Origin of the sequence: Frisingicoccus sp. (assembly GCF_048388605.1) — a bacterium.
Classification (GTDB): domain Bacteria; phylum Bacillota; class Clostridia; order Lachnospirales; family Lachnospiraceae; genus Frisingicoccus.
Map to the genome: position 1 here is coordinate 1 of NZ_DBGCTU010000023.1, position 12,392 is coordinate 12,392.

Annotated in this window: 11 protein-coding genes and 1 pseudogene; 11 read left to right on the plus strand and 1 reads right to left on the minus strand. The window is 41.7% G+C overall.

Going from position 1 to position 12,392, the window contains the following annotated elements; genetic code table 11:
• A pseudogene (locus tag ACMN7X_RS04880) lies at positions 1 to 235 on the plus strand (hypothetical protein); the annotation flags it as partial.
• A gap of 56 nt (positions 236 to 291) precedes the next feature.
• Here ACMN7X_RS04880 and ACMN7X_RS04885 read toward each other — a convergent pair.
• Positions 292 to 1,245: a sugar-binding domain-containing protein gene (locus tag ACMN7X_RS04885; protein WP_418746375.1), complete on the minus strand. Its 954-nt coding sequence runs from the start codon at positions 1,243 to 1,245 to the stop codon at positions 292 to 294.
• Positions 1,246 to 1,597: 352 nt separating this feature from the next.
• Here ACMN7X_RS04885 and ACMN7X_RS04890 point away from each other — a divergent pair, with 352 nt between their 5' ends.
• The 10 genes from ACMN7X_RS04890 (at position 1,598) to ACMN7X_RS04935 (ending at position 12,275) form a co-directional block, all read left to right on the plus strand.
• Positions 1,598 to 2,746: a Gfo/Idh/MocA family protein gene (locus ACMN7X_RS04890; protein WP_418746376.1), complete on the plus strand. Its 1,149-nt coding sequence runs from the start codon at positions 1,598 to 1,600 to the stop codon at positions 2,744 to 2,746.
• 26 nt (positions 2,747 to 2,772) lie between these two features.
• Positions 2,773 to 3,408: a dihydroxyacetone kinase subunit L gene (locus ACMN7X_RS04895; protein ID WP_418746377.1), complete on the plus strand. Its 636-nt coding sequence runs from the start codon at positions 2,773 to 2,775 to the stop codon at positions 3,406 to 3,408.
• A 13-nt stretch (positions 3,409 to 3,421) separates the two neighbouring features.
• On the plus strand, positions 3,422 to 4,420 hold the full coding sequence (locus tag ACMN7X_RS04900) for a dihydroxyacetone kinase subunit DhaK (RefSeq protein ID WP_418746378.1): 999 nt from the start codon (positions 3,422 to 3,424) through the stop codon (positions 4,418 to 4,420).
• A gap of 27 nt (positions 4,421 to 4,447) precedes the next feature.
• On the plus strand, positions 4,448 to 4,996 hold the full coding sequence (locus ACMN7X_RS04905) for a VOC family protein (RefSeq protein WP_418746379.1): 549 nt from the start codon (positions 4,448 to 4,450) through the stop codon (positions 4,994 to 4,996).
• A gap of 26 nt (positions 4,997 to 5,022) precedes the next feature.
• Positions 5,023 to 6,096 (plus strand): autoinducer 2 ABC transporter substrate-binding protein, encoded by a 1,074-nt coding sequence (locus tag ACMN7X_RS04910; RefSeq protein WP_418746380.1) that lies wholly within the window; start codon positions 5,023 to 5,025, stop codon positions 6,094 to 6,096.
• 93 nt (positions 6,097 to 6,189) lie between these two features.
• Positions 6,190 to 7,680: a sugar ABC transporter ATP-binding protein gene (locus ACMN7X_RS04915; RefSeq protein WP_418746381.1), complete on the plus strand. Its 1,491-nt coding sequence runs from the start codon at positions 6,190 to 6,192 to the stop codon at positions 7,678 to 7,680.
• 10 nt (positions 7,681 to 7,690) lie between these two features.
• Positions 7,691 to 8,701 carry an ABC transporter permease gene (locus ACMN7X_RS04920; RefSeq protein WP_418746382.1) on the plus strand — a complete coding sequence of 337 codons (1,011 nt, stop codon included), beginning with the start codon at positions 7,691 to 7,693 and terminating at the stop codon, positions 8,699 to 8,701.
• A gap of 12 nt (positions 8,702 to 8,713) precedes the next feature.
• Complete coding sequence (locus ACMN7X_RS04925) at positions 8,714 to 9,700, plus strand: ABC transporter permease (RefSeq protein WP_418746383.1); 987 nt, start codon at positions 8,714 to 8,716, stop codon at positions 9,698 to 9,700.
• 35 nt (positions 9,701 to 9,735) lie between these two features.
• Positions 9,736 to 10,638, plus strand: coding sequence for a 3-hydroxy-5-phosphonooxypentane-2,4-dione thiolase (gene lsrF, locus ACMN7X_RS04930; protein WP_418746384.1), 903 nt, complete (start codon positions 9,736 to 9,738; stop codon positions 10,636 to 10,638).
• A 122-nt stretch (positions 10,639 to 10,760) separates the two neighbouring features.
• The gene (locus ACMN7X_RS04935; RefSeq protein WP_418746385.1) at positions 10,761 to 12,275 is read left to right on the plus strand and encodes an FGGY-family carbohydrate kinase; all 1,515 of its coding nucleotides are present in this window, start codon (positions 10,761 to 10,763) and stop codon (positions 12,273 to 12,275) included.
• The last annotated feature ends 117 nt before the right edge of the window (positions 12,276 to 12,392 follow it).

The following is a 12,392-nucleotide window of genomic DNA, read 5'->3' on the forward strand; positions in this document are numbered from 1 at the left end:
ACATAGTGTACGGATTCACAGGCTCCATCAGCGTGTGTGTAAGGTGAAGGCCAGCGAGAAAGTGGGTGTGCGTTATATGCAGGCATGGGAAGAACGCTATTATGACCGGGAAGAAGGCAAACTTGAAGGAAAACTGGAAGCTGCGATAAATATGCGCAAAGAAGGTCTTTCGGATGAGCTCATACTGCGCGTCACAAAACTTACAAAAGAGGAATTGGAAAAGATAAACGAGTAAAAAAGTATTCTCCGGGAGTGTCGTTTTAAGGCATCCCCGGAGAATACTTTTTTATTTTAAATACGTTTTAGGTCGAGAACTGCTTCAAGCAATGGCTGTGAAGCAATGATATGAGTGAAAAGGCCGGTGTTCATGGCTCCGAGAAGACTTTTTGGCATGACATTTGATGAACATATACCGATAACCTTTTTGCATGAAGCCAGATATTCGATTGGAATCTGTATACTGTAATCAAAATCGGACCGGATAATTTCTCCCTGCAAGTTATAATAATAGGCGAGAAAGCTGCCGCAGGCATGCTTTTCTTTTAATAAAACTTCATATCTGGCGGCTGTGCCCAAATCCGGGCTGGTTGGATAATTATCAATTTTGATAATAGCCAAGTCAATATTTTTCCAGCATTGAGCAATGCTTTTATAATTTTCTGTTTTATGATAGAGTTCCAGTTCCATAGAACTTTCCAGAAAAGCCGGAGCATATAAAAAATTTGGAACGGCATTAAAACATAATGAAAAAGTCTGCACAATTTTCTGAGCATCCATGGAATAACCCGTAGTGATCATATTTCCGGCCAGAGGAAACACTTTAGCTGTGTCAGGAAGCTGAAAATCTATTTTCTTTTTACTTAAATTTTCGAGAGCTTCATGAATAATTTTTCCCCAACTGCAGCCGATATTATTGCAGGTTGGGAGCAATTTTAAAAGAACATCTGAAAAACATTCTGAAATACGGTCATCCGTGACATCCTGTCCCAAAAGGGTGTTTACAATGTAAACATCATCAATTTTAAAACGATTCCGGATTTGATTTTTTAAAAGTGAATAATCTTCTTCCGGAGAATGAATCTGTATGGTTACGATGCCATATTTTTTTGCTTCATTTAAAAGACGGCAAATCAGCGCACGTGATACGCCGATTTCTTTTGCAATCTCACTTTGTGTTAAATTTTCTTCATAGTACATTTTGGCTATCTGAACAAGTCGTTCAGCCTTTTCTTGTTTTATTTCCATATATAATCCCCTAATGTTTAATCCCTTAACAATAAAATAGCGTGAAATGTAGAATTTGTCAAATTGAAAATATTTATCTATAAATTTTTTGACAGAAAAAAGTGTAGCAAATGTAATCTTATGTGTAATATAAATATAATTATGTAAAAAAATATACTTTATAGTTATATAATATATCAATTATGAGAAAAGTAAATATATAATATATAAAAAAATACACAAAAATAACTGGTATAAAATGTATATTATGTAGAAAAAGTCAAAAGCAATTGACAATAAATAGTGAAAGATGTAATATTTAATCAAAATAAAAAGTTAATATATTTACATTAACAAAAAGGTGTGGTGAATAATGTTAAATATCGCTGTGGTGGGAGTCGGATTTATTGGAGAAGAACATGTGGAAGCTATTCGCAGAACAAATCTGGGGAGGGTAGAAGCGCTTGTCGGAAGAGATTTGGAGAAGACAAAAAGCAAAGCGTCAATATTGGGTATAGAGAAGGTATATGACGATATCCGGTATGTACTGGAAGATGAGCAGATACAGGTTATACATATATGCACGCCGAATATGCTTCATTATTCAATGGTAAAAAGGGCATTGGAAGCCGGAAAACATGTTGTATGTGAAAAGCCTTTGACCCTGACATCCGAAGAAGCTAAAGAGTTGGTTCATCTGGCGGAAGAAAAGCATTTGGTAAATGCGATTCATTTTAATATTCGTTATTATCCGCTGATACGTCATGCAAAAGAAATGATCGAACGCGGAGATATTGGAAAATTATATTCAATTACCGGCGCCTATCTTCAGGATTGGCTTGTAAAAGATACGGATTACAGCTGGCGGCTTGAATCGGAAAAAAGTGGAGAGACAAGGGCAGTCGGGGATATAGGAACCCATTGGATGGACCTGGTAGAATACATCACCGGTTTGAAGATTACAGATGTAAACGCAGACATCGGAACATTTCTTACAAAGAGAAAAAAACCGAAGATGGGTGTAGAAACCTGGTCCGGAAAAATTTTGAAAAATGATGATTATGAGATCGTGGATATCGATACAGAGGATTATGCTTCGGTATTACTTCATTTTGACGGCGGACAAAAAGGTGTTTTTACAGTGAATCAAATGGCTTGTGGGCATAAAAATCAGGTTACCTTTGAAATTAATGGTTCTGCAGGTTCTATATTGTGGAATTCTGAAAAGCCGAATGAGTTAGTTGTAGGTCGAAGGGATACGGGGAATGAAATTATTATCAGGGATCCGTCTCTGGTATATCCGGGAGCGAGGAGTATTATCACCCTTCCGGGCGGCCATAATGAAGGATTTGCAGATACATCGAAGCAGCTGTTCCGGGAAGTATATCAGTATATTTTAGACGGGGACTATTCAAAAGAGAAAACTTTTCCTGTATTTGCTGACGGATACAGAGAATCTTTGCTGTGCGAGGCAATTATGAAAAGCCAGAAGAAGGGGCAGTGGGAAGAAATTCAGAGTTAATGGGGTTTAATGACAGGAGAAAAGAGATGTGTGAGAAAAATATTACTAAAAATAAATTACAAAAAATGTTGATATATACCTCCGATTTGTTAAAAGCGAATACGGATCTGCTGTCGAAGATAGATTCGAAATTCGGTGATGGAGATCATGGCATTACTGTGGGAAGGATTGCAGATTGTATTCGTGAAAACAGTCGGGAATGGGAAAATACAAGTATGAGTGAATTTTTGGATACTCTCGGGTTTGAAATAATGAACGTCAACGGCGGTTCGGCCGGACCTTTATGGGGGACACTTTTTCAGGGATTTGGTCAGGGAATAGAAAATGAGAACATATTAGAAGCCGAATCGGTAAAATCTATGATTGAATCGGGAATTAGTGAGATGAAAACCATCTCAAAGGCCGGTATCGGCGATAAAACGATGATGGATGCGTTGCTTATTGCCGGGGAGTATGCGGAGAAAGCCGAGACAGATGATGTGGGAATTGTTTTAAAGGCAGCGGCAGAAGGGGCAGCAGAAGGGACTAAAGCCACAGAAAAATATATAGCTAAATATGGAAGAGCGAAATCCTATGGGGAGCAGACACTTGGATTTCCTGATGCAGGTGCTGTCGGCATGATGTATTTATTTAAGGGACTTTATGAAGGATATATGTTATAGGGGGGATCCAATCATGAAAATGAAAAAATTCATTAATGAACCGGAAAATCTGACGGAAGAATTACTTGAGGGACTTGCAATGGCAAATTCAGATTATCTGACAGTGGAAAATAATCATCTGGTTATCAACAAAAAACTTGATGAGGCAGATCGTGTAACCATTGTTACGATGGGTGGTTCAGGACATGAACCGTGTTGTTCGGGCTTTGTGGGCGAAGGCATGGTGGATATTGGTGTCATCGGGGATATCTTTGCGGCCCCGGGACCGCAGGTGTGTGCCGACGCATTGCGAAAAGCCGACAAAGGAAAGGGTGTTGTATATATTGTTTTAAATCACGCGGGAGATATGCTTTCAGGGAACATGGCGATGAAAATGATTCACAAAGATGGTATTCAGGTTAAGAAAGTTGTCACTCAGGAGGATGTTTCCAGCGTGCCGAGGAGTGATGCGGATAATCGCCGCGGACTGGTGGGCTGTGTGCCGGTCTATAAAATCGCCGGTGCGGCTGCAGCTTCAGGAAAAGATGTGGAAGAAGTTGCGGAGATCGCTCAGAGAGTCGCCGATAACATGGCGACGCTTGCGGTGGCGCTCAGAGGAGCTACTCACCCGATTACAGGGGCCGAGTTGGCGACATTGGCTGAGGATGAAATGGAGATCGGAATGGGACAGCACGGAGAAGGCGGCGGAGGAAGAACAAAAATAAAAACCGCAAATGAGACGGCAGAAATTATGATCGATGCTCTCATAGAGGATCTGCAGATTCAATCCGGGGAAAAGGTACTTTTGCTTATTAACGGTTCCGGGGCAACCACTTTGATGGAGCAGCTGATCGTATATCGGCGCTGTCAGCAATATCTTGAGGAAAAAGGAATCTCCATTGTTGGCAACCATGTCGGGGAGTTGCTGACTGTCCAGGAACAGGCAGGTTTTCAGATGTGCATGGTAAGAATGGATGAAGAGTTACTGGCATACTGGAATGCACCATGTAGGACACCTTATTTTAAGATGTAAATAAATATTAAACAGGAGGTAGAGAGAATGACCAACAAAGAACTTGAGGCGTACAATAAAGACCGGAAAATCTGGCAGGTATGTGCAATAACAGATGATTTGGAGGCAACGCTTCAGCAATGGGTAGACCGTTTGAAAATCGGTCCGTGGAAGGTGAGAAGCTTTAACAATGAGAATATGGACTGGATGTATCTGGAACATGGAAAACGGGGTGGAAAAAAAGTCGAAGAACCGTGGGAAATGCGTATTGCCATAACTATGGTGGGTGATTTTGAGATTGAAGTTATCCAGCCGGTAAAGGGACCGACAATTTATCAGGATTGGCTGGACAGACACGGCCCGGGGCTTCACCATATTAAGGAAAAAATTTCAGATGAAAAACTGGAAGAAGTGATGTATGAATTTGAGGATAACGGTGTTCCGATCATGTCCACCGGAAAGTTTTTCTCAGATATTCATGCCTATATGAATGCGGAGCCGTATGTAGGTTTTATTTATGAACTCGGAAATTGTCCGTTTATTGAGGTTCCGGAAGGAATGACCCGCATCTTCCCTTATGAAGATGAAGAAAAATAAATTGATGGAACAAGGGAGGTTTTACTATGAAAAAAATATTAAGCGTTTTATTAGCATGCAGCATGCTGGCAGGAATTTTGTCCGGCTGCAGTTCGGGAAGTAAGGAGACGAAAGCAGAGACAAAGGCAGAAACAACAGCGGAAACAACGGCAGCATCTGCCGGGGAAACAACCGGTAAGACGGAATCTGATGAAAAGTATACCGTGGCCATCGTTGTAAAAATTATGGGTATTGCCTGGTATGACCGTATGCAGGTTGGTATTGACCAGTTTGTAGAGGATACGGGAATGGATGTATATATTACCGGAGCAGACACCGCAGACCCGGCAGAACAGGTAGCTGTTATTGAAGATTTAATTGCACAGGGCGTTGATGCCATGGTTGTTATTCCAAACTCCACGGAAGCAGTGGAAACGGTTCTTCAGAAAGCCAGAGATAAAGGCATTGTTGTGGTGACTCATGAGGCAACAGATGTTAAAAATGCAGACTATGATCTGGAAGCATTTAACAATGCGGAATACGGACAGCACCTGATGGAACTTCTGGCCGAGATGATGGACGGTGAAGGAGAGTACACAACCTTCCTTGGCGCATTGACGGCAACTTCTCATAATGAGTGGATTGATGCTGAGGTGGCTCTTCAGGAAGAAAAATATCCGGATATGAGCGTTGTTTCCAGCAAAAATGAAACGACAGAAGATTCGGAAGTCGCTTATCAGAAAACTCAGGAAATTTTGCGTACTTATCCGAATGTAAAAGGTTTCCTCGGTTCGGCTATGGCAGATGTTCCGGGCGTTGCAAGAGCGATTGAGGAACAGGGACTTGAAGACAGTACATATGTTGTAGGAACATGTCTTGTATCCACAGCGGAGCAGTATCTGGAATCCGGTGCAATTGATAAAATTACATTCTGGGATCCGGCAGACGCAGGATATGCGTTAGCTGAACTCTGTGTCAAGGTATTAAACGGGGAAGAAATCTCTGATGGAGTAAGTCTGACACCGGATGGTTATCAGAATCTTACCGTAAATGGGAACATTATTAATGGTTCTGCATGGATTGATGTCGATAAAGATAATATGGGAGACTATGATTTCTAATGATGAATCTGAACGGGCCCGGACAAGTAAGTCCGGACCCGGCAATCAGGAGATACGGGGAATTAAAGCTGGCATGTTGAAAGGAAAATTTTTATGAAAAAGGCGTTCATTGAATTAAAAGGTATTTCTAAAAATTTTGCCGGTGTCAAAGCGCTTCAAAATGTTGACCTGACAATATATGAGGGAGAAACACGATGTTTGGCCGGCGAAAACGGGTGTGGGAAATCGACCCTGATAAAAATTATCGCCGGTGTTTATGTGCCGAATGGCGGAACGATCGTGATTGACGGAAAGGAATATTCCAAATTGACACCGCAGCAGGCGATTGATGCCGGAATTCAGATTATATACCAGGATTTTGCTATTTTTCCGAATTTGACAGTGGCGGAAAATATAGCAATGACTTCAGAAAGATATGAGAAAAAGAAATTTGTGGACTGGAAATCTATTCGAACGAAAGCCGAGAAAATAATGTCTTTGGTAGGCATTGATATAGATTTGGACGCGTGTCTGGGAGATTTATCCGTTGCGGATAAACAGTTGGTGGCTATTTGCCGGGCATTGCTCCATGATGCCAGATTGTTGATTATGGATGAGCCGACGACAGCGCTGACGAAGAAGGAGGTTGCGTCTTTATTTAAGATAGTAAGAGAACTTCAGGCCAAGGGAATATCAATTCTTTTTGTGAGTCATAAACTTGAAGAAGTTTTTGAGATTGCCGATGAGCTGACGATCATCCGGAATGGCAAAAAAGTCATTGACGGCGCCATGAAAGATTTTGATAATGAAAAGTTTATTTATTATATGACGGGAAGAAAGCTGGATAATTCAGTATTTCCGGGACCCGATAAAAGAGAACATTTATTGCTTGAAGTGAAAAATATATCTGCAAAATCACTTTTTAAAAATATCAGTTTTGATCTATATGCCGGTGAAATTATAGGGATTACGGGACTTTTGGGGTCCGGCCGTTCTGAGCTGGCAAAGGCGCTTTTCGGCATGGTTCCTCTATATGAAGGGGAAATATGTATTGAGGGAAAAGCGGTAAAATTGAAAAGCGTGAGGGATGCCATAAAAAACGGTATTGCCTGTGTTCCGGAGGATCGTTTGACGGAAGGTTTGTTTATGCCCCATAGTATCGGAAAAAATGTCATGATTTCGGCATATCGGAAGATGATCGATAAGTTCGGATTCATCAGTGAAGAAAAAATCGATGAAGAGGTTACACGGTGGATCGATGAGCTGAAAATTGTCACTCCGTCAGGCCAATTGCCTGTGCAGGCCTTGTCCGGAGGTAATCAGCAGAAGGTCGTTATCGCAAAATGGATTGAAACCGAGCCGAAAATATTGATTTTGAACAGTCCGACGGTTGGGGTTGATGTGGGTTCTAAAGCCGATATACATGCTTATGCCCGGAAATTAGCCGGTCAGGGAATGGGCGTGATTATCATCTCCGATGATATATCCGAGGTTTTGCAGAACTGCAACAGGATATTGGTTATGAACAAAGGCCGCGTTACCCATGTCTGTGAGACGAAGGGTGTAACAGATATGCAGCTGAGTGCGATGCTTGTTGAAGGGTAGGTGAAGGAAAATGCGAAATTTTTATAAAAAGAATAAACAGGAAACCTATCTGATATTAACAATCATATTCATCGGACTGTTGATTGGAATAAAAAATCCGGTATTTTTTACGGCGTCAAATTTTGCCGGAATCCTGCGCAATTTGATTATTGACGGTATGATGGCTTATGCGATCATGCTCGGAATTATTATCGGGGGTATTGATGTATCTTTCCCGGCGATTGCAGTATGTTCCATGTATATTACGAATCGATTTGCTCAATCCGTGGATTACAGCGGACCGGTCATTTTGCTTTTTCTCATGGCCATGGGAATCGGACTTTTGCTGGGATTGATCAATGGCTTTTTGATCACGAAGTTTAAGCTTCCTGCCTTTGTTGTAACTTTGGGAACATCGAGTGCCTTTTACGGCCTGCTGATTTCTGTTCTCGGAGGTTCTCAGGTCAACCGCCTTGTGGAACCGCTGGAAAGAGTTTCAAAGTTTCGGCTGTGGGTTGTCACATCCGGTTCTTCGCAGACAATTATTCCGATAACATTTATCTTTATGCTGGTTATCATGGCCCTTACATGGTTTATATTAAACAAAACAATGCTGGGACGTATGATTTATGCCATTGGCGGGGATCGGACGGCGGCGGAGAGAGTCGGATTTCCTGTCAATAAGATTATTATATTTGTCTATGCCTACATAGGATTGATTTCCGGACTGGCCGGTTTATCCCATTCCATCCAAACCCGCTGCTGTATTCCTACAGATTTGATGGGCGGAGAAATGACAATTATTGCCATGGTCGTTTTGGGAGGTACAAAAATCAGCGGCGGACGCGGAACGGTGCTTGGAACGTTTTTGGGATTATTTTTAATTACGATGGTCAAAAGCTGTCTTATTCTTGTTGGTATTCCATCAACGTGGCAGACACTGGTTATCGGAATTGTTATTGTAATTGGTACAGGAATATCTTCATATCAGGTGCTTAAAGATCAGAGAAAGATAGCGCCGGTATTGGAAAATGATGAATAGCGGGGGATGACGATGATAAAGAAAGAACAATTAAAAAAGGTCATAAATAATAATTCTGAAATATTCCGCCTGTTGGTGATAATGTGTGTCGTTTTTTTGCTCATCGTTATTGTTGTTCCGAATAAATCAACATTTCTCAGCATGTCTATGCTTAGCTCCATGATGACGCAGATGCCCGAGATCGGAATATTTGCAACAGCAGTAACTTTTGCCATGCTTCTTGGCGGAATTGATTTGTCGGTTGTTGGAATCGGCAATCTGTGCGGAATTCTGTCATCAATTTTTGTGTTGAAGTTTGCAGATTCAATGGGAGGTATGGCAGCAGTATTTATATCTTATATTCTTGTTTTGATTGTCGGTGCGTTATGCGGGGCTTTTAATGGCGTTATCGTGCATTATCTGGGGGTTCCGGCCATGCTGGCCACCCTGGGGAGTATGCAGATTTTTCAGGGAATAGCGATTATTATGACGAATGGTTCTGCGGTGACAGGGATGGACAGTGCTTATGGAGTTTTGGGAAGCGCGCAGATAATGGGGATTCCGTTGATCATGATCATATTCCTGGTTATCATCTTCCTGATGACTGTTTTACTTCAGAAAAGAAAATTTGGTATGGATGTTTATATGCTTGGAACAAACAATAAAGCCTCCTTATTTTCAGGTATACACAATGGGCGTACGACAATTTTGACTTTTGTGATCAGTGGAGTGCTTTCTGCTGTCGCAGGAATAATCGTATGTTCAAGAGCAATGTCGGCAAAGGTAGATTATGGTTCATCCTATATTTTGCAGTGTCTCTTGGTGGCAATATTGGGAGGTATCAGTCCATTTGGCGGAAAAGGAAAAGTCGTGGGAATCGTGTTATCCATTATTACATTACAGATTCTTTCCAGTGGATTTAATATTTTAAGATTCAGCAGTTATCAGAAAACATTTATATGGGGATTTGTTTTAATTCTTGTCATGATTATTAATTTTCTGGCAGACCAGAAAAAATAATAAATACATATTTTTAGTAGAAAGGTGGTTACACTATGGCAGACATGGATGGTATCAAGACAAATAATCATGAGGGTATCGACCCTTCAAAGAATTTTCACACGGAGGTAGCTCCGGGGAAAACCAATTATCACATTAAAGGCATGGATAATATGAGTTGGGGTATGAAGGACAGGATGTCCCGCATATTTAATCCGAAAAGCGGAAACGCATTAATTCTTGCAGTTGACCATGGATATATTTCCGGAGCAACAAAGGGATTGGAACGGTTGGATATTCTTCTTCCGGAACTTCAGGAAGATATTGATGTTGTCATGGCAACCAGAGGAGCCATACGGACATGCCTTCCGCCAATGTTTAATAAGCCGATTGCTCTTCGTTGTTCGGCAGGAAGTACGGTACTTTCAGAGGATGTAACGTCTGAAACGATCGGCGTGGATATCGAGGATGTTATTCGGATGAATGCATCGGCGATGGCAGTACAGACATTCCTTGGAACAAAGGATGAAAAAGAAACCATTACTAATCTGTGCCGGACGATCGATGCCGGAATAAAGTATGGAATTCCTACACTTGCGGTTGTGGCCGTCGGAAAACAGATGGCGAGAAGCCCGCAGTTCTTTTCGCTGGCTACCCGGGTTTTGGCTGAATTGGGCGCTCAGATTGTAAAGACCTATTATTGTGAAGATTTTGAAAAGGTGACTTCCGGCTGTCCGGTTCCGATTGTTGTCGCAGGAGGAAAGCAGTTACCTCCAAAAGAAGCGTTGACTTTGGCCTACAGAGCTATCAGTGAAGGTGCTCGCGGCGTGGATATGGGAAGAAATATTTTCCAGGCGGAAGATCCGAAGGCAATGGCTAAGGCCGTAGCTAAGGTTATTCATGAAAAATATACAGATAATGAAGCATATGAATTTTACCTGGATACAAAGGTAAAATAATGTGCAGGATTCACCTGTAAATGGAAAACTTTTTCATTTTATAGTTCTCCTCTTTATATATGACGGACACTGATGGGAAGCAGTGTCCGTTTTTAAATAGATGAGAAGAGAAAGGAGGAAAAATGTCGGATTATTTATTGGGTATTGACGGAGGAAATACAGGTATAAAAATTGTATTATTTAATCGGGAGGGTCGTAAGATTGCATCTGAAAGCTGTCCGAGTATTCATCTGAAAACGGAGAAAATCGGATTTGAAGAGTATGATGCGGAAGTCTTATGGAAACAGATCAGTCAGGGAATACGGAAACTTTTGCAGACATCCGGAATTTTCCCGGGAGATATTCGCGGCATTGGTGTTTCAACTTATGGGAATGGCATTGTTCTGCTTGGGGAAAATGGACGTGTAGCTGCACCGGGTATTTATTCAAATGACTATCGGGCAAATGATCTGGCGGATGGGCTCAAAAAAAGCAGTACAGGTGCGATGATACAAAGTATGACCCAGGGTGACATATGGGGCGGTCAGCCGGCCATGCTGTTGAGATGGTTCAAAACATTTCAACCTGAGGTTTATCAGGAGATTAAACATATTCTTTTGTTTGGCGGATATATTGTTTATCGGTTAACGGGCCGTTATACAGGGAATAAAAACAGTATGGGCGGTTCGGCCTTATTAGACATGCAGACAGGGGATTACTCGGATAAACTGATGGCTATGTACGGCATTGAAGAAATGTCCGCCTGCCTCCCGAAATTGATCGAAGAGGCCGGAAGCATTGTCGGGGGCGTGACAAAAAGGGCGGCAGAGGAAACCGGACTTGCAGAAGGCATACCGGTTTCAGCGGGAATGATGGATAATATGGCCTGTTTTGTGGGAAGCGGCGCCGATGCACCGGGAATTTTGAACATGGTGGCAGGCAGCTGGTGTGTCAACCAGATGTCTTCTGAAAAAGTGATTCGGGGAGCTTCGGCCAATATGTTTTACATATATCCGGGAAAATATCTGAATTGTTCCTGGAGCGGCGCTTCAGCGAATAATGTGGAATGGCTGTATAAAACATTTGGAAATTCGATTATGCAAAAAGAATTTTATAAGCCGTCAGAATTGTATCAAAAAGTTGATGAAATTATTTTAAAAACCAAGGTTCCGGAAGAATTATTTTATTTGCCTTTTGTGGCGCAGCCGAGCATACATCCCTGTGCCCGGGCGGGATTTGTGGGAATTTCTTTGAGTACAACAATGGAAGAAATGACTGCTTCGGTTGCCGAGGGGATTGTTTTTATACATAAATACCATATGGAGTTTTTTAAAAGAGCAGGATTTCAAATCGATAAAATCAGATTGACAGGCGGCATCAGCAAAAGTACCCGGTGGACAAAACTTTTTTCAAATTTGCTGGAAGTACCTGTGGAAGTCGTGGACTGCGATGAAACCGGGGCTCATGGAGCTGCAATTGCCGCCGGTGTAGGATCAGGGGTTTATGAGTCCTATACTCAGGCGTTTAAAGAGTGTGTGCATTTGGAAAGAATTTGTTTGCCGGATACTTCCGACTGCGTCACCCAGCAGAGGATAAAGTACGAACGATGGAAGAAACTGGTGGAGGCCATGGTGGAATTTTGGGAAAAATGCAAATAATGTCAGAATCTCCCGATACATTATATTTGTGTCGGGGGATTTTTTGCGTTAAAATACTCTTATCTAAAAAACATTTCCAATGATATCATATTACATTTCTAATTAGAAAATCCATTG

Coding starts and splice junctions, on each gene's coding strand:
- ACMN7X_RS04895 (WP_418746377.1), top strand. CDS start 2,773: ATGTGTGAGAAAAATATTACTAAAAATAAATTACAAAAAATGTTGATA.
- ACMN7X_RS04885 (WP_418746375.1), bottom strand. CDS start 1,245: ATGGAAATAAAACAAGAAAAGGCTGAACGACTTGTTCAGATAGCCAAA.
- ACMN7X_RS04925 (WP_418746383.1), top strand. CDS start 8,714: ATGATAAAGAAAGAACAATTAAAAAAGGTCATAAATAATAATTCTGAA.
- ACMN7X_RS04910 (WP_418746380.1), top strand. CDS start 5,023: ATGAAAAAAATATTAAGCGTTTTATTAGCATGCAGCATGCTGGCAGGA.
- ACMN7X_RS04935 (WP_418746385.1), top strand. CDS start 10,761: ATGTCGGATTATTTATTGGGTATTGACGGAGGAAATACAGGTATAAAA.
- ACMN7X_RS04920 (WP_418746382.1), top strand. CDS start 7,691: ATGCGAAATTTTTATAAAAAGAATAAACAGGAAACCTATCTGATATTA.
- ACMN7X_RS04915 (WP_418746381.1), top strand. CDS start 6,190: ATGAAAAAGGCGTTCATTGAATTAAAAGGTATTTCTAAAAATTTTGCC.
- ACMN7X_RS04900 (WP_418746378.1), top strand. CDS start 3,422: ATGAAAATGAAAAAATTCATTAATGAACCGGAAAATCTGACGGAAGAA.
- ACMN7X_RS04905 (WP_418746379.1), top strand. CDS start 4,448: ATGACCAACAAAGAACTTGAGGCGTACAATAAAGACCGGAAAATCTGG.
- ACMN7X_RS04890 (WP_418746376.1), top strand. CDS start 1,598: ATGTTAAATATCGCTGTGGTGGGAGTCGGATTTATTGGAGAAGAACAT.
- lsrF (WP_418746384.1), top strand. CDS start 9,736: ATGGCAGACATGGATGGTATCAAGACAAATAATCATGAGGGTATCGAC.